General features: G+C 42.1%; 10 protein-coding genes. 8 read left to right on the forward strand and 2 right to left on the reverse strand.

Features of this window, described 5'->3' with window-relative positions:
- Positions 1 to 120: 120 nt before the first annotated feature.
- Positions 121 to 2190: a VapE domain-containing protein gene (locus BQ7394_RS24820; RefSeq protein ID WP_075559840.1), complete on the reverse strand. Its 2070-nt coding sequence runs from the start codon at positions 2188 to 2190 to the stop codon at positions 121 to 123.
- 318 nt (positions 2191 to 2508) lie between these two features.
- Between BQ7394_RS24820 and BQ7394_RS24825 the strand changes: the two genes are divergently transcribed.
- Positions 2509 to 3159 carry an HU family DNA-binding protein gene (locus BQ7394_RS24825; RefSeq protein ID WP_075559841.1) on the forward strand — a complete coding sequence of 217 codons (651 nt, stop codon included), beginning with the start codon at positions 2509 to 2511 and terminating at the stop codon, positions 3157 to 3159.
- Positions 3160 to 3316: 157 nt separating this feature from the next.
- Here BQ7394_RS24825 and BQ7394_RS24830 read toward each other — a convergent pair whose 3' ends face one another.
- Positions 3317 to 4159 carry a helix-turn-helix domain-containing protein gene (locus tag BQ7394_RS24830; RefSeq protein WP_075560240.1) on the reverse strand — a complete coding sequence of 281 codons (843 nt, stop codon included), beginning with the start codon at positions 4157 to 4159 and terminating at the stop codon, positions 3317 to 3319.
- A gap of 303 nt (positions 4160 to 4462) precedes the next feature.
- Here BQ7394_RS24830 and BQ7394_RS24835 point away from each other — a divergent pair, with 303 nt between their 5' ends.
- The 7 genes from BQ7394_RS24835 (at position 4463) to BQ7394_RS24865 (ending at position 18439) form a co-directional block, all read left to right on the forward strand.
- Positions 4463 to 7162: a DUF4493 domain-containing protein gene (locus tag BQ7394_RS24835; protein WP_161951816.1), complete on the forward strand. Its 2700-nt coding sequence runs from the start codon at positions 4463 to 4465 to the stop codon at positions 7160 to 7162.
- 7 nt (positions 7163 to 7169) lie between these two features.
- Complete coding sequence (locus BQ7394_RS24840; RefSeq protein ID WP_075559842.1) at positions 7170 to 7958, forward strand: DUF4493 domain-containing protein; 789 nt, start codon at positions 7170 to 7172, stop codon at positions 7956 to 7958.
- A gap of 1 nt (position 7959) precedes the next feature.
- A complete protein-coding gene (locus BQ7394_RS24845; RefSeq protein ID WP_075559843.1) occupies positions 7960 to 9363 on the forward strand; it encodes a DUF4493 domain-containing protein in 1404 nt (467 codons plus the stop codon).
- Between the two features lie 6 nt (positions 9364 to 9369).
- Positions 9370 to 11538, forward strand: a complete 2169-nt coding sequence (locus BQ7394_RS24850; RefSeq protein ID WP_075559844.1) for a PCMD domain-containing protein — start codon at positions 9370 to 9372, stop codon at positions 11536 to 11538.
- A 5-nt stretch (positions 11539 to 11543) separates the two neighbouring features.
- Positions 11544 to 12284, forward strand: a complete 741-nt coding sequence (locus BQ7394_RS24855; protein ID WP_075559845.1) for a hypothetical protein — start codon at positions 11544 to 11546, stop codon at positions 12282 to 12284.
- 9 nt (positions 12285 to 12293) lie between these two features.
- Positions 12294 to 13946, forward strand: a complete 1653-nt coding sequence (locus tag BQ7394_RS24860; protein ID WP_075559846.1) for a PCMD domain-containing protein — start codon at positions 12294 to 12296, stop codon at positions 13944 to 13946.
- A 107-nt stretch (positions 13947 to 14053) separates the two neighbouring features.
- On the forward strand, positions 14054 to 18439 hold the full coding sequence (locus BQ7394_RS24865) for an InlB B-repeat-containing protein (protein ID WP_161951817.1): 4386 nt from the start codon (positions 14054 to 14056) through the stop codon (positions 18437 to 18439).
- The last annotated feature ends 35 nt before the right edge of the window (positions 18440 to 18474 follow it).

An 18474-nucleotide genomic window follows, 5' to 3' on the forward strand; every position in this document is an offset into this window, starting at 1 on the left:
CGTTTTCCGGGAAATATCATTCATAAGGTTCATGTTGGGTATTAATATTCTTGCAATCAGCGGGTTGTATTATGAACCCGGTTGTACGAACCGGGTTCATTTCCACTAAATATCATTCATTTATGCCTTCATTACGTACCATATATTTCCTTTTGCGGTATGTTTTTTAGCAATCCCGTTCTTTTGCAGGATACGTCCGAAGATGGCCATGTTTGTTTTGCTGATATGCATGCCGCTCTGCTTTTGTATATCGAGTAGGATTTCGATGGCCGGAAGCCACTGTCCTTTTTCTCCCTCCTCCGGCTGGCGATAGTACTGGAAGAAAAACTGCTCCTCCGGGGTCGACTGCTGGAAACTCCGGTTGTCCTGCATGATACGGATCTCTTCCTCATGCGTAAACCAATACCGTTCGCCATTATTCAATGCCGTCATTGCCTGTGCATATAACTGCTCGTAGCAGATGGATTGCCGGTTGTCGATCCGCCCGTCCATTTCTACACAGATAAAACGGCGGCTGCCGGTCGGGTCGGTCAGCAAATCGGTGTTGTTGCAGGTCGCGATGAAAGTGCCGTAACGTTGTTGCGTACAGATACTTTGCCCGTAAGGACGACGTATTTTCACTTCCGGTTTTTGCAACAAATGTTTCAGGAAAGCCTGCTGGTTGCTGTTGATCGAGTCGAACTCATCCAGGTTAATCAATGCAAAGCGTCCCAGTGCCAGTTCCGCCTCTCTCTTGCTGCTGAAGTCGAGGCTCTCGGCATAATATTCGCGTAGCTCCGGTGGAAGAATAGCCCGTGCCCAGGTCGATTTACCGCATCCCTGCGGGCCTACCAGTAGCGGAACCACACTGTTTCCGTGCATCCGGTCCATCTGTCTCCATTGGGCCACCATTCCCAGAAACCAGACATAAAACCGATCCCGCCAGTTCTCGTTTCGGGTAGGCAGCGTACCGGCAAGTGCGTGTATCCTGTCTGTCCCATCCCATTCCGGCAGATTGCCGAGATAAGCCTCCAACGGATTGAAATGCGGTGTTCGTGTGGAAAAAATAAACCGTTTCACATCCCTGTCCCATAATTCTATCCCTTCTTTTTGTGCCTGTATGCTGATCGTGTTGACCACTTCGTCGGTGACCGGGCGGAAATGGAAACAGAACGAACACTGCTCCCTGTATTCCATCCCCCCTTTCAGTTTGTTGCGCCGGAACTCATAGCGGCGGTGCATGAAGTCGTCCAGTTGTGCCATCAGGATCTGTCCGTTCGACAATCCCGGCCTGTTGCCGAAATTCTTCCCCAGCAGATAACAAGTGCGCAAGGTATCCCTCAGTTCCGGTTCGAACCCCCGCAACCCCGTATGCAGCAACGTCCAGCGTACGGCATCCTCTTCCGGTATCCCGCAACGGAAGCAATGCTCGCCCAGATTCACCAGAAACGGCTGCTTGTCGGCCTTTGCATCGGGAACAGGTGTTGTGTGCAACGTGTTTTTGAGTGCCACATTATACAGGCGGGCGATAACCTGATAACGTTCGTATCCCGGCATCAGGCGGTGGAGCGGATCGGGTTTGTTTTCCGGCTTCTCCTTCATGGCAGATTCGTCCGGTTCCTGCTGTGGCTGCGGCATACGGATAGCGAGTGCGTCAGGGTTGTAATAAAGGTCGGGATCGAGCGTGTAGCGCATCCCTTTCGATGGCAACGGCGAGGTCGGGGTAATGCTCCTCTGTAATTGTTCCCCATAGAAAATGGCAGCCCGGCGATACGCATGGGCATGAAATAAGCGGATTGACTCTTCTTCCTGTGGCAATGAACCATCGGGCAGCGTGAAACGAGTCAGTATTTTTACGCTTTTGCCGCTTGAACCGATAATCGCTGCCATTGTTTGCAATATTTCCGTTGCTTGCTTCCGTAATCCGTCTGCTTCCGGGCGACTTGCCAGCCCATTTATTTCTACCAAGATGATACCGTTATACTTCCGGATGGCTGCACTGCCGGATTCCTCCCGGTAAACACCGCTGAAAATGGCCACCGGAAGTTTCTCCGCATAGGTCGGCTGACTTTCCGGCATGCAATAATTCAGACTGTTGCGGAAAGCAGTTACCGGAATCTGTTTTTGCTCCGTACGCATCCCCTCCAACAAGGCGGTTAACGCGATCTTTTTCATTTTCTTGCCGGTTGTTTTGTAGATAGTAGCTTCCATATATCATGTTTTTTAGATGTTCTGAGACAAATATACATGCCTATGTGCTTGTTTTAAAAGCATTTTGGCCGATACTTACCCACTATTTACTCTGTCCGCGTCTAAGAAATAAGTCGTTGTATTTTATGGTTTATATGCTTACTTTTTATATCTTAGATGCCGACTTCTTATTCGTTCGCTAACAGGCAAAAGATCTTTCGACAGCTGGCAAATAATCTTTTGACAATAGTCGAATATTCTTTTGCCAACTGCCGAAAGAATAAGAAGTGCCGACATAAACAATAATATCTAGTGAGTTAACCTGTAAATAGTAGTAGTATGGAAGCCAGATACAGAATGGAAGAAAATCCGGATCCGAAGGGAAGTGGTGGGAAGAAGCTGCTCCATCCGCGTCTCATCCCGTATAAAACGTATAGTATCAGAGATTTGATGCGGTATGGGAAAGATCGTTCCACCTTTTCGGAAGCGGATATTTCGGGTGCTTTGAAATTGATAACCGATCTGGTAGCGGAAAACCTGCAGGGAGGAAATAATGTGGAGATCGAGGGATTGGGCTTTTTCAGCGTTTCGCTCAAGTCGCGTCCGGTGATGGATAAGAAGGAGCTGCGTAGCGAGTCGGTGCACTTCAAAAATGTGAACTTCCGTTGTTGCCAGGCCTTGAAAGACAGACTGAAAACGATGCCTCTCTCCCGTATCCGGGAGGAGAAATGCCGGACTTTCAGCGACGAAGAAAAATACCGTCGCCTGCAATGGTACATGGATCGGCATCCTTACATCACCGTTCTCAAATACCGCAGCCTGAACGGTTGCTCGGATTATACGGCTCGGAAAGAGCTGGCCGGTTTTGTGGAAGAAGGCACGCTCGAAGAAGGTGGCACGCGTCACATGTCGATCTATACCCGCCCGGTCAGGAAGGATGAACCTGAAACGGGCCCTTTGGTAATCGAGTCGAATATCGACCCGGAATAACTTTCGGATGAAGGCATAATGAACCCATGTATGAATGCATTTTTCCGAAGTGCATTCATATTATAAATCGTTATGTGTGAATGTTATATGCTCTTTTGTGAATGCATGAATGCAATTCCGTCAAAAAAAACAAAAAGGAGTGAGTTCTTGCAGAACTTCAGCTATTTCTATACTCCAGTGGCCCTACGCCGACATGCCGTTTGAAGTATTTTCCGAAAAAAGACATATTCGTAAAATTCAGCGAGTAGGCAATATTTTGAATGCTGGTGTTTGTCGACTTCAATTGTGCTTTGGCATCCATGATAACCATCGAGGCGATGATCTCCAGGCAAGTCTTTCCGGTAACCTGGCGGACAGTCGTGCTCAGGTGGGCTTGTGTGATACCTAACTCGTTGGCATAGAAAGCGACACTGCGCTCTGTTGCGTAATGTTGCATGACGAGTTTTGAGAAGTCGTTTGCTATTCTTTCGCTTTTCCCTGTGATAGTTTTTGTTATTTTGATATCCTTATATAGTTCTCCCAGCCCGTGAACCAGTGTGAAGAGCATGTGTTTAATAATTTCCTTGTTGATCTTTCCATAGTAGGTCAGATAGGTTTTTGCCAGGAGTGCAAAATGTTCGCTGAAGAGTTGGGCGATCTCTTCTTTCAGTGAAATCACCGGGTTAGTCTTTATTGTGTAAAAGATATCGAGAGTCGGTTTAACGATATTGGCATAGGTGATAAACTGTGATGAATAGCCGATAAAATAGATCTTCAAGTCGCCTTCCACCCTGTGTATCTGGAGGATACTGCCGGGGAGGATAATCACGAAGTCGTTTGCTTTGACCTGGTAGCCGGTCGTATCGATCGAAGCCTCAATTTCTCCCTGCATACAAAGCACAAAGATACCGGCCTTCAACCGGCAAGGGAAATTGGTATACATACTTAGTATTTCCTTGCTGATATCCGTCCCCACAATCCAGTCTTCCGGAATGTCTAATTTGGGTAGCTCCTTGGGTATATTTGTGTCCATCTCTCTCTGTTTTTCTCTTTGCAAATGTATGTATTATTTTTCAATGGCTGACCTGTATTCTTATAAATAGAACACCTTGGCATGCCTCTTTCTCCACTGATTTAACATATAAATAACTAAATAGGTGAATACGATTAGGTGCATATCTAAAAAAAAGAACACATAATCGCATAAATAGACCTTGCGGGATCTTGGATTTCAATGTTACTTTGCATCCGGTTAAAAGTGCGTATAAATAGCTAGTATTAAATAAGGTTGAACAAATAACCATAAAATAGGTAGATGAGAGGGATGGAAATAAAGAAAAGACATGGTTCTGCAAGAACTATGGCATTATTTGCATATATTTCTGTATTAATAATAGGTTCGTTTGCTTGTGATGACCAGAAAGACGGTTCTTCCGCCCATTCGGGAAAGCTCCGTTTAAGTTTGACTGCCGATACAACCTCCCTGAAGAAAGGAGTGAACTCGAATCTGACAAAGGCTGTTTCGGATGAGTTTGAGAAATTCCTGACCGTAGAGGATTACCAGATCCGTATCGTCACCGATAAAGACACAGTAAAATCATACGACCGCTTTGACAAAATGCCCTCCGAGATCGAACTCCCCGAAGGTGCCTACACAATAGTTGCCTCCAAAGGCAATAACCTTCCTGCTGAATTCGAGAATCCTTATTTTGAGGGGAGTACTGCCTTTACCGTAAAAGAGGGGATGAGTACACCGCTGGAGGTGACGGCGACATTGGGGAATGCACGGATCACGGCTGAATATACCGACGATTTTAAGGAAGCGTATTCAGAGTATACGGTTTTGCTGAGTTCTTCGTATACGACTGCCGATTTGGAGATTACCAGAGGCGAAACGCGTCCGGCATATATGCAGGTGGACAAGGACGGAACGGATATCGCTATCGGTATCAAACTGAAGAAAATAACTGAAGAGACGGAGAAAACATATTACGTACCGACTGCATTGAAGCTGGAACGCCGACAGAATGTCCGTCTGGTGTTTAAGACGGACGGGGAGGCGCTGGATGGAATCGGGCTGGATATTGTATTGGATGATACGATGGAGGAAGTGACGATGACGACGGAGATTCCGGATTTTATGTGGAAGCCGTTTAAGGAGCCGACGCTGATTCCTGCTAAGTTTAAAAATGGAGATGAATTGACGGTTAAGACAAGCACATTTACAACCGATTTATCCATCGGTTTTGGTATGCCTGGTGGTATAGGTCATTTGTATATTAAATATTGGCCGGATACAATGGATGAAGAAGATGCAACTATTTTTGATTTAACAACAATCGAAGGTGTAGAAGCCGCATTGGAAGCTCACTTTAATTGGGATGTAGAAGGTATTGAAAATTCGAATCTTTCAAAGATTAGAAAAACAGGAGCCTTGAATTTGAAAGATGCTATTCGCAACTTGAAAGCTCCGTTAGAGGGAACAACTCTGTACACATTCCATTTCTATGGGACGGATGCCACAGGAAAAGAGCAACAGACAGATCCGTATCCATTAGTGTTGAAAGTAAATGTACAAGCAAGCTCCTTGCCTATTGTTGATTTTGAGGGTTTCCCGGAAATGGAAATAGTGGAAGGTGAACCTCTGTCTAAAGAGTGTGTAGCATCAGTCTCTATGGAAGGTGGCATTAATGTGAATGAAACAAAGTTTGTTGTTCTCCATGATGCTGTCACTCAGGAGTATATATTTACGGATGAAGGTGTCTCTAAACTTGAGGCAGATTATGGTATCAAACTGGATGTACAAAATACGTCTGCAACAGTTACATTCCCCAAACAATTTACGGAAGGTTTGACTGCTGAAGAAAATAGTTTCACTGATTATGGTTTCTCCTTTAGTTTGAAAGATAATAATGGTCAGACTTCTGAAAATCAGCAACCTTATACGATAAAAGTAAATGCTCCCGAATTTGATTTTTTAACGGATGATGGAGCTGCATTTGCGAAACGAATTGTATTGCGTACAGATATAAAAAACGGAAATTCAAAGAAGTTGAGATTTCAGTATCGTGTAAGTGGTACTGGGAGCTGGCTTAACATGGAATCGCCCGGTTTGATAAAAGAAGCACAAGGAAGTACTATCTATAAGACTACCCTTATAGGGTTAGAGCCGAATACGAAATATGATCTTTGTGTCATTTATAATGATAAATATCGGAAAGAAGTAACCGTAACAACTGAAAATCCTGTTTATTATATTCCGAATGCAGGCTTTGAAGAGTATTCGAGTGAGAAGGTATGGGAGGAAGCTGGTATAGGGGGAATGAATATTTATGCTTTTTACCCTTTTAAAGAGGTCTCTACAGGTTGGTGGAATACATCAAATAGGACAACTACTCAACCCAAAGGTAGTAGTTCATGGTATTATGCAGCCTATCCGGGGGTAGTTCCAACAAAAGAAATAAATTATACAGCAACAAATCATATGAATAGATTTGGTGGAAAAACTTTTAATATCGTTGCTTTTGAGGCTGATAATGCGATGGAAATAGCAACTGTGGGTTGGGGAAAGAATACTTGGGTTGATGGAAATCATCCTGTAGCATATAGAACGGCAGGTATGTTGTATGTTGGAGATTATGACCTTGGTAGCCACAAAGAGTCTTTTGGCAAACCATTTTCAACCCGTCCTTCCGGAGTAAGATTTTATTATAAATTTTACTCTTATAATAACGAGACAAGTAAAGCTTATGTTCAATTATGGTCAGAAGATAATTCTTCTGTTGGATATGGTGAACTGATAATAAAAACAGCTACAGATGAATATGCAGAAGCTATTATACCTGTTGAATACTCTATAATGAAAAAAGCAGTAAAAATGACTATTGTATTTTTGTCAACTGATGCTGCTTCACCAGCTACGCTTGATGTACAAGGAAGTAAAGGAGCATTTGGAGGTTATGGTGATTCTCGTCATATTGGTAGTATTCTTACTGTAGATGATGTTTCATTAATATACGAATAATCAAAATATGAAAAAGATATTATTATACACCTTACTATTCCCTCTCTTCACCGCTTTTACATCCTGCGGTGAAGATGCGGAAATGAACCAATCGTCTTATGTCGATGGTACAGGTGGATTGAGTTTAAAGAATAACACTCCTACGCAGATTACTATTCCGGTGATTACGAAGAGTGCGGACTTTACCGATATAGAGGCAGATAATTTTTATGTCGGAATCCTGGATGAGAACGGTGCAGTAGTGAAAGAGTTTGATACTTTCACTGATATGAAAGCAGCCGGTCTTCCGTTGATTCTTCCTTGTGGAGATTATTCAGCGATTGCCAGTTCCTATAAATTGGGAGAAACGAAAGTTTCCGACAAGCCTTATTTTGTAGAACAGCAGGAGTTTGTTATTGAAGAAAAGACAACGACTAATGTCGCTTTGAAATGTACGTTTCAGAGTATCGGTGTTGAACTGGTTCTCTCCGAGCAATTCAAAAAGAAGCTGGAAGAACAGCCGAATAACTATGATTACGAAGTGAAAGTCTCTAACGGGGTAGCCGACTGGACGTTCTCGAAAGAAAAGACGGATGTAGGTTATTTCATAGACGCTTGCGATGAATTAGTGGTAAAGGTAAAAGTCCGTTTGGGTGATGATAAGTGGTATCCCGAACGTACTTATCGTGTAAAGAATGATGATAATAATCCGGCTACTTCTCCGAAGTTAGGCGAATATTATATCATTAATCTGGATGCAGGTGAAACCCCTGAAAAACTATCCTTACGAACAGTAACGCTTATTGATCAGGAATAAAATGAAATACATACGTATACTTACAATTGTTTTGTTTCTTCTTCCTTTTCTTTTTTCATGCGAAATGAAGAAAGACCTGTTGGGAGGAAAAGATTCGGATAAAGAAACTCCCTCATATGAAAATGTGGGTCTGCTGGATCTGGAAGTGAAGGCAGAGAAAGAAGCGAAAGCTCCTAATACAAAGGGGGATGATGATGGGGAAGAGGATTTGTTGAATCCTGATAATTTCTCTATAACTATTGCCGACAGTTTGGGTGAAACGGTAAAATATTATGAATCGTATGCCGCTATGAGAGATGAAGGCGGTTTGTTGTTGCCTGTCGGTACATATTCTGTTCGGGCAGCTATGGGATCGGACCTGAATGCCGGTTTCAACTCTCCTTATTATGCAGGTGATACGGTTTGTAAGGTTACTGAAAAAGAGGTGGCAAAGGTGGTTGCTCAATGTAACCTTCAGAATAAAAAGGTACAGTTTGCTTGCTCGGACGAGTTTTATTCACAGTTTAAAGAAGATTATTCCATCGTTATCGATAATGGTGTCGGTGTGCTAACACTCAAGAAAGATGAAGCCCGCATTGCTTACTTGAAGAATACAGGTACATTACGTTTTACCATGTATGCTACTACGCACGATAATACCGTACATACGTATTCGCATGACTTTTCGAAAGATGATCAGATATTGAATCATAACAACGTACTGATCGAATTGGGTACAGTTCCGACTGTGCCGGATGGTGATCCTGATCATGGAGGAGGTGGTGACGATTCGGAAGAACCGGAAGAACCCGATGATCCGGACGATCCCGATGACGGTGATGATCCCAATGTGCCGGATGTCCCTGTGAATGCGCCTGTTATCAAAATTGATGTGTCTCTGATCGAGAAGGATTATATCATTGAAGTACCGTCACACTTTGAGGAATCGGATAAGCCGGATACACCGGGTGGAGATGATGGTACCGGTGACGGTGATGATAATACGGGAGGAGATTCTACCGCTAAGCCTACAATAAAAGGTGATGGATTTGATATGGGTGATCCCGTTAAATTAACTCCATCAAATGCAGAAAATAAAAAGGTTCGTATTGCAATCTCTACTCCGGGTAAATTAGCTTCTTTACAGGTAACAATTTCGTCTGATGTATTGAAACCTTTATTGGATGAACTTGGATTGGGAAGTTCTTTTGATATGTGCAATTTAACATCTAAACAGGAAAAAGTATTGAGGGATCTAAAATTGGATATACCGAATAAAGGAATAACATCGACTGTATTTGATATATCAAGTTTCATGCCTTTGATTGCTATATTGGATCCTGGAGAATATAAGTTTACAATAAAAGCAACAGACGAGAAAAAACAATCTGCATCAAAAACATTAGTTGTCAAGTTGTCAAAATAGGAAGATATGAAACGTTTGAGAAGTTGTTTATATATTATAATATGTGTTTGTCTTGTTTTTGCCTGTAATGAAGATAAATACAATCCGGTAGGAACGCTTTTATTAAATGTAGAAGAGGACCAGACGTTATTAACCAAGGCTACACATGAAGTGGTTTTTGAATCGTTACGGGTTGATATTTTGTCAGGAGAAGAAGATACTGTAAAAACATATAAGGACTTTTTGACTGATTTAAAAGGACAAAAGGTGGTTTTACCGGAAGGTGATTATGTTATAGCTGTCCGTTCGAATCATTCAGGGGAGGCTTCTTGGGAATCCCCTTTCTATACAGGGAGGGAAGAGGTTTCTATAAAAGCAGGTGAGATCACACAGGTAAAGGTTACTTGTCAGATAGCCAATACCAAGGTATCGGTAACCTATAGTGATGATGTGAAAGAACATTTTATAAACTATGAAACAAAGGTCAGTAATGTTTCCGGTGAATTGTTGTATACAAGGGATGAATATCGAGCTGGTTATTTTTCTCCGGAAAAACTGACAACTCGTTTATCTTTGACAAATAATGATGGAAATAAGTTTACTTTGCAGCAGGTTCATGCGGATATTGAACCACGCTATCATTATGTATTTCATTTTAAGTTAGCGAATCCGACACCGCCAGAAGAAGATGAAGAGGCTGGAGGCGATTTCTCTATTGAAGTGGACGATAGTAATAAAGAAGTTACTTATAATATCTTTATTAAAGAAGAAGATTTGTTTGGAAAAGGAGTACCTTCTTTAAAATTAAAAGGTTTTGATGAAAATAATAAGATCATTTATAAAATAGGAAAACCTGAAATACCTAAAGCTAATCTCTCGCTTTATGCTCCGGCTGGAATTAAATCGCTGAAGGTAAAAGCTGATTCTTATCAATTGTCTACTATGCCGGTGTTTGATTTAGTGAATTTATCGTCGTCAGAACAGGCATTGCTGAAAAATATCGGATTTCCTTTATTAGGAGAAGAATCGCAAGATGCTGGCTTATTTGAACTTGATTTTCAGACTTTGATATCTAAGCTTGAACCGAATGGCTTAAAGGTCGGAATTCATACTTTTACATTAGAACTTTTGGATCAGATCGATCAGGAAGTGTCAGTGACATTCTCTTTTGAAATTCGTCCGGATGTTAAAGTCAGTGTGGATGATCCTATCAAATGGGCTAAATTTGCAACATTGAAGGGGTACTCGGCAGATGAAGTAGGGCAGGTGTTTATGTTCCGGAAAACAGGGGAAAGCGATTTCAAGGCTGTTGATAATGTACAGGTTAATCCTTCAACAGGTGATGTGACGGCTTTGGTAATAGGTTTGGAGGCGAATACTGAGTATGAGTATTATTTAGTTTCTGGTGAAGAAGGTAATCTGAACCAAAGCGAATCTACTCTATTTACAACAGAAGATACACCGATTGTACCTAATTTGAGTTTTGATGATTGGTGTGAAAGTGGTGGTATTGTATATCCCAATGCTAACCAGAATAATGCTTATTGGGATTCCGGTAATGGAGGGGCAGTGAAAGCTAAAAAAACTCCAACGGAAGGCGTTTCGGATGTTGTTGTAAAAGGAAAAGCAGCTTATCTTCATTCTGAAATGGCTACTGTTATAGGTATTGGAGCTTTTGCTGCCGGAAATATTTATACAGGCTCTTTTATACAGGCTATAATGGATCCGACAAATCCTGGTGCAGAGCTTGATTTCGGTCGTCAGTATACAGGTCGTCCGACAAAATTGACAGGTTATTATAGATATATTCCCCAAAAAGTGGATCAAGGGGGGTATAAGGAATTACAAAAAGGTTCGATGGATAAGTGTAGTATATATATTGTTTTATGTGACTGGACTGCCCCGTTCGCTGTCAATACACAGAAAGGACAATTTGTCGATTTATCTACAAATAATACAAGTATATTAGCTTATGGTGAGTTGAGTGAAGCTGAAGCTAGCCGTACAGGTATGACAGAATATGAGAAGTTTGAAATTGATATCAAATATCGGGACACTAATAGAAAGCCTTCATATATTTTGATCGTGGCATCAGCAAGTAAGTATGGCGATTACTTTACAGGAGGGGAAGGTAGTAAGCTGTATATCGATGAGTTTGAACTTGGTTTTGATTATAACGAGAAATCTTTTAAATAACAAATATGAAACAACTCTTATCCCTTACCATATTGTTGATATGTTGTTCTGTATTGCCGGCGAAGGCAAAGGAGAACAAGTATGACCGGGGTATTCTGATGAAAACTTTTATCCCGAAAGGGCAATGGATGGTTGGTACTACGTTTTCCTATAGCGAACATGTGGATGAAAACTTTGAGTTTTTATCTGTGTTGAAGGATATTAATAGCGAAGGGTATACCTTTAAGGTGACTCCGTTGGTGAGTTATTTTATTCGCGACAATATTAGTATCGGTGGTCGCTTTTCCTATTCCCGTACCAATACGGATATAGGTAATATATCTCTGGAACTGGGTGACGATCTGAGCTTTGATGTCGATAATTTTAAGTCTGTATCCAATACATATACGGCGGCGATCTTTCTCCGTACCTATTTGAATCTGGGAGACAGCAAGCGTTTCGGATTGTTTAATGAGGCGCGTGTGTCGTATGGTTATTCAGAAAGTAACAGTAGCTCAGGTACAGGAATCGATCTTTCCGGTATGTATCAGTTAAAGCATAACCTGAATATCGGTGTGGCTCCCGGTCTGACTGTCTTTATTAACGATTATGTGGCAGCTGAGGCTTCGGTTAGTGTGGCAGGTTTGAACTTCAACTGGTATGATCAGACAAAAGATCAGGTATATAAAGGGAAACGCACGGCAAGTTCCGCTAATTTCAAGATCAATCTGTTGTCGATCGATTTAGGTATTGTTTTTTATTTGTAAAAACAGGGCATGAAGGGAAGAAATAGTATCTGGTGTTTTTTAGTAGGTCTGCTGCTGACAGGCTGTGTGGAAAACGATCTGCCTTATCCTACCATCGAAGGGATTATCGAAGAGTTTGCCGTTGAAGGACAGACTTCGGTAAAGATCGATAAGACTTCGGCTTCCGTCTCTGTAAAGGTGGCGGATACATTGGACCTGAGGGACCTGAGAGTGGAAAAGCTGGTCGTTACTTCGGGTATGACCGTTATACCGGATTCTATAGCTTGCAAAGACTTCCGCCATTTCCCGGATACCGGATTTGTGTCGGTTGACAGTTTGCCCGAGACGGTCAATACGCGAATGAACTTTAAGAAACCGGTTTCTTTTCTGCTTCGTTTGTATCAGGATTATCCTTGGAAAGTGACGGTGGTACATGATATACTGCGTAAAGTAACTGTTGCAAACCAGCTGGGGGCTTCCCTGATCGATGCTGATACGCATAATGTAATTATATATGTGGATTCAACAGCCCAGCCTTCTTTACGTAATGTGAAAATAGAGACCTTCCAGTTAGGTAGCAGCATTGCAAAAACGACACCCGAACCGTCGGAGGTAACCGATTTTACCCGTCCTCGTATTTTCCAGGTATCCGCTTTTGATGAAACGGAAGAATGGACCGTGAGTGTGGCGTATCCGCCTGCCGGAATGTCGTTTACCTCTTTGTCGGCATGGGCAAAGCGGGCGGTTGTGACGGGTAAGACATTGACCGGGCAGGTTTCGGCTCGCTATCGAGGTAAACCGCAGGCGGAGACAAAGGCTGATTCGGAAGAAGGCTGGGAGGAAGTGCTTTCCAGTGAAATAGAGATAGATGAAGAAGGAAACTTCACGTTGGTCTTTACGCATCTTAAACCGGCTATGGAGTATGAATATCAGTTAACGGTGGACGGTGCATCCGAGGATATCAAAACATTTACGACGGAGGCGGTGGAGTTGGTGCCGAACCTCTCGTTGGACGATTGGTTTAAAGATGGCAAAAGCTGGTATGCCGACCTCGATCTGACTCCGGAGAATTATTTCTGGGATTCAGGAAACAAAGGCTCGAATGCCGTAGGTGAAGCGAATCCGACTTCTCCGGAAACCAGTGATGTCGTAAAGGGGAAAGCTGCTCGTCTGGAAAGTAAAACGGTAGCCGGTGTGTTTGCTGCCGGTAGTTTGTATACCGGGACTTTTGGTAAGGTTGAAGGGCTGAGTGGTGCTTCGTTGAATTTCGGTCGTCCGTATACGGGTCGTCCGTCTGCTTTGCGTGGCTATTATAAATACAATTCCGGTACCATCGATAAAGCGAAAGATCCGTATAAGGAGCTGGAAGGGCGTAAGGATTCTTGCCATATTTATATGGCTTTGTTTTCCGGCTGGACATCTCCGTTCCCTGTCAATACGAATACCGGAACATTTGTCGACCTGACCTGGAACAATGAGAATCTGCTCGCCTTCGGTCAGCTGGTTCAGGGTGAAACTGTCAAAGATTACACCCAGTTCCGCATCGACATGGAATATCGTGATCAAACAACAAAACCAACATATATATTGATCGTCGCTTCAGCCAGTAAGTATGGCGATTACTTTACAGGCAGTACGAGTAGCGTGTTGTTGTTGGATGAGTTGGAGTTGGTGTTTGAGTAGAAGAGGAGCATCAGAAAGGCTGACTGTACTTTTTCTGATTGTTCATTTGAAGTATAACAATTGCCGAATGGACTATGTATTTCCATCTGGTTCAAAAAGCGAAAATAATGATAAAGCGAATAAAATGGTGGCTGGTACCAGTAATGGTAATGATCGGATACCTAGAAGGGAGAGCTGCAGATGTGGCATCTGCTTCTGACTTGCAGGCTATTTTAGGAGAACATGCCTCAGTTAGTGGGAATACTGTGACTTTGAATGGTGATGTTACAATCAATCAATCAATAACGATTACAGGTGGATCTATAACTCTGAACTTGAATGGGTATACATTGATAAGTGATCAAACGGGTGCAGCCTCTACTGCTTTAGGTATATTAGTGAATGGAGCAACTGCGAATGTTTTAATTACAGGGAATTTATCACTTAATAGTACTGTAGGTAAAATTGAGGTTAGGGCTGCAAAAGGGGAAAAAAAGACTTTTGGTAATGGGGGTCCTGGATATACTGCTGTTGGAGTTCAATATAATTTGGGAACTTTAAATATTCAGAATATACAATTGAATATGAAGCCAGGAGAAGGAGGGGATAAAGGTATAGCTGGTAGTAAAGGGCCTTATGGTAATGCTTATCCCATCGACCCAGAAGGCTCATATACTGTAAATGATATGGTTCCTGCTGGTTGGTATATTCCAGAGGCTTCTGAGAATGATTATATAAACATAGGAAATGGACCTTCTCAAGAAAAAACCACTTCATATTCAGTATCTGTTAAGTCCATAACTTATAATGCTACGTTCAATCCTTCATCTGGAACACTAATTCCTGAAAATCCTTTGACGTTTTCTTATACTGTTGGAACCCAGAATGTGAGTTTACCTTCCGTCTCTAAAACAGGTTATACCTTTGATGGATGGACTTGCAATGGCTCAAAAGTTGACCCTTCTCATTTGCCAACAACAAAAGATCGAAAAGCTACGGTTAATGTAACTTTTAATGCCGATTTATCACCAATTAAATATAATATCGAATACGATTTGAAGGGTGGTACAAATCCTGCAGAAACAAAATTCACTTATACGATAGAAGATAAGGTTGATTTACCAATCCCAACTCGTTCAACTTATATCTTTGACGGTTGGTTTTTAACTCCTGATTATTCAGGGGAGAAGCAAATGATAATACCGACTGGCAGCATGGAGGATAAGAAGTTTTATGCGAAATGGTATCAGTACACAATTTCCTATGATGTGGGGGAGAATGGTAAGATGCCGGATTCCTATCCAAAAGTCTATTCATTAGGAGATATTTTCGATTTACCGAAACCGACCTCTTCAGATACGAAGAAAGAATTTGTTGCTTGGTTTGATAATATTGACTATACGGGTACTCCTTATTATTCTGTTAAAGGGCTGACTGGTAATAAAACTTTTTATGCGAAATGGCTTACCGCTATGTCAATCACTTATCACCTAAATGGAGGAACTAACCCGAAGGATGCTCCAATCACTTTCACAGTAGAGTCAAAAGATGTCATATTGCCAACTCCGACTAGGGATGGATATACTTTCTTTGGATGGTTTGATAATAATACTTTCTCCGGATTAAAAAAAGAGAAGATTCCTACAGGTACAGATAAGAATCAGACATTTTATGCTAAATGGACTCCAACTATTTATAAAATAACTTATAACTTGAATGGCGGTACAAACCCGGATGGAATTAAGCAAACTTATACAATCGAAGACAATGACATAAAGTTGCCATCTCCAACTAGAGACGGTGGTACTTTTGCCGGTTGGTTTACTGATTCCAATTTTAGCCAATCAATTACAACGATCTCCAAAGGGACTACAGGAGATAAAACATTATATGCTAAATGGAATTTAACAACCTATACCATAAAGTTAGATACAAAAGGTGGTTCTTCTTTAGGAGATATCTCTTATACCATTGATACGGATAACATGGCTTTGTCTACAAAAGTTCGAAAAGAGGGTTATATATTTGCTGGTTGGTATAAAGACGAGGGTTATACACAACCTTTTGGAGAAACCATTTCTAAAGGAACTTCTGGAAACTTTACTTTGTATGCCAAATGGAATCCGGTTAATTATACGATTAAATATGAAACGTATAGTGATGTAGAAGTCGCATCATCAACTTATACTATTGAAAAGGAAGTTACTTTACCTGTTCCGCAACGAAGTGCATACTCTTTTGCCGGTTGGTATGAATCAGATCGATTGGAAGGAAAATCTATAATGGCAATAGCAAAAGGTACTATTGGCAATAAAACCCTTTATGCCAAATGGTCTGCAGGTTCTGTGGTAACTATATCTCAGGGAGCGAACGGCACTTTCACTGTAAAGAATGGCGATAAAGAAATCAAATCAGGTGAATATGTTGGGCCTAAGACTGAATTAACTTTGACAGCTACTCCGGTTGCTCCCTATACATTGAGTAAATGGGTTGTTAATGGCAAAGATGTGATCGGTAATCCCGCAAAAGTAGAAATGCCTGCAACTAATGGTTTGGCTGTTTCGGCTGTTTTTGTTGATAACCGGACAGCTGTTTCAGCCCCTGAAATTATAACGACTCCGACCAATACAGATAAAGTGCCGAAAGGAGAGAGCGTAAAGGTTCGACTGAACAAAACAGATGAGTCTGCTGCTTTGTATTATAGTGTAGATGGAGCTCCGGATAAAGCATATAATGGAGAGTTTCTTGTTTCAAGTGCAAAAGATACTCTGGTCATCAAGGCGATTGCTCGTAAAACAGGTTTTAAGGATGGGGTGACAACTCGACAGGTTGTGTTCGACAATAATAAAATTTCCCTGACTTTCGATCTCCCTTTAGGTGTGAAAGCAACCAATCCTACTGGTGGTGATGTGGTGACGGCTACCACTAGTGGAGGTTCTTTTGAGTTTATATTGACGGTGGATAAAGCTTATTATACGAATCTAGATTCAATGGTTGTCTCGGCGAATGATTCGACGATTACGGGGAATGCTTCCGGGCTTTATACGTTGACGAACTGCTCGTCCGATATTACGGTGACTGTCTCCGGTTTGAAAGCTAAAACTTGTACGGTTACATTGCAGCAGACAGAGAACGGACAGATCAAGTTTACCGATGGTGCAGACGAAACGACTTCGGAAGTTGGATACGGATCATCGGTATCGATCACGGCAGTTGCTGATGAGGACTTTAAGTTCCTGCAATGGAATACCGGCAGCCAAAGCAACCCGCTGAACCTGACGGTTAGCAGGGATACGACTATTTCTGCCCGTTTCATTTCTGATTATAAGTCGTATATGATGACTTTGCCGCAGATGGAAGGAGTGACCGTGAAACCGTTCTCCGGTTATTCTACCGAAGTGAAGAAAGACGGAACGTTTAAGTTTTATCTGGTTCTCGCTAAAGGATACCGTGAAGGAAATCTGGTTGTTCGTGCCAATGGTGAAGAGTTGACAAAGAATAAAGGAGGATATGCGATCTACCATATAAATAAGAACATCAGCATCTCGGTCGATGGTATTGTCCGGGATTCCATAAAGCTGACATTGCCGGATCATGTGACGGCGAAAGTTGTTGAAACGATGTCCGACGTAGCAGGTCAAGGGCTATTTGAAGAAACGATGCTTTTGCTTCAGGCGAAAGCGCCCGAAGGCAAAATCTTTAGTAAATGGACGGACGGAAAGACGGATAATCCCCGAATGGCAACGGCAGTGGATGCAGCCCAGCTCATACCTCTGTTTACAGATAAGGAAGATGCTGCGTATGCAAAGGTGATCCTGAATCAATCACCGGGAGCTGGTATTACGGGAGCCAATTCGAATATGGATGCAGTGAAGAGTGGTGATGTTGTGCAATTGAAAGTTGTTTTGCTTCCTGCTTATAGCCAGAGCGAAGTCGTTTTGACAGCCGATGACAAGGTGCTGATTCCTGAAACTTCTTTACGCGCAGCATCTGAGACGAAGACCTATGTATATAATTTGCCGGTGGATAAAGACGGTATAACGGTGAAAGTATCGGGACTGAAACTAAATAGCTACGAGGTTGCAGTGAGCCAGACTAACGGTGGTACGGTATCTGCTGTTCCGGCAGGAAAGGTTATTCATGGGGATAAAGTTCAGTTGAAGGCAGAGGCGGCTTCCGGCATGTTGTTTGTCAAATGGTGGGATGGCAACACCCTGAATCCTTATCCGTATACGGTCGCCTCTGATACGGAAGTAAAAGCCTGTTTCGTTGGAACAGAATCGACTGTCGATAATGAATCCATCCGCAAAGACGATAAGGTTTCGGTTTCAGTAACAGGACGGGTATTATCTGTCGCAGTCACCGAAAAGTCAGCGCTATACATCTGGGATTACAAAGGCTCTTTGTTCCGTAACCAAACAATACCGGCAGGAGAATATACAATGTCATTACCCTCCGGAGTTTATCTGGTTAAGGTGGGAGATATGATAGTTCGAAAGGTTGTAGTTCGATAATAGGAATTTGTTAGTAAGTATTTGAAATACTATTT

Origin of the sequence: Parabacteroides timonensis (assembly GCF_900128505.1) — a bacterium.
GTDB lineage: Bacteria > Bacteroidota > Bacteroidia > Bacteroidales > Tannerellaceae > Parabacteroides > Parabacteroides timonensis.

Excerpts from the sequence above, each read along its gene's own strand:
- BQ7394_RS24820 (WP_075559840.1), bottom strand. The coding sequence starts at position 2,190 with ATGGAAGCTACTATCTACAAAACAACCGGCAAGAAAATGAAAAAGATC.
- BQ7394_RS24825 (WP_075559841.1), top strand. The coding sequence starts at position 2,509 with ATGGAAGCCAGATACAGAATGGAAGAAAATCCGGATCCGAAGGGAAGT.
- BQ7394_RS24835 (WP_161951816.1), top strand. The coding sequence starts at position 4,463 with ATGGAAATAAAGAAAAGACATGGTTCTGCAAGAACTATGGCATTATTT.
- BQ7394_RS24840 (WP_075559842.1), top strand. The coding sequence starts at position 7,170 with ATGAAAAAGATATTATTATACACCTTACTATTCCCTCTCTTCACCGCT.
- BQ7394_RS24845 (WP_075559843.1), top strand. The coding sequence starts at position 7,960 with ATGAAATACATACGTATACTTACAATTGTTTTGTTTCTTCTTCCTTTT.
- BQ7394_RS24850 (WP_075559844.1), top strand. The coding sequence starts at position 9,370 with ATGAAACGTTTGAGAAGTTGTTTATATATTATAATATGTGTTTGTCTT.
- BQ7394_RS24855 (WP_075559845.1), top strand. The coding sequence starts at position 11,544 with ATGAAACAACTCTTATCCCTTACCATATTGTTGATATGTTGTTCTGTA.
- BQ7394_RS24860 (WP_075559846.1), top strand. The coding sequence starts at position 12,294 with ATGAAGGGAAGAAATAGTATCTGGTGTTTTTTAGTAGGTCTGCTGCTG.
- BQ7394_RS24865 (WP_161951817.1), top strand. The coding sequence starts at position 14,054 with ATGATAAAGCGAATAAAATGGTGGCTGGTACCAGTAATGGTAATGATC.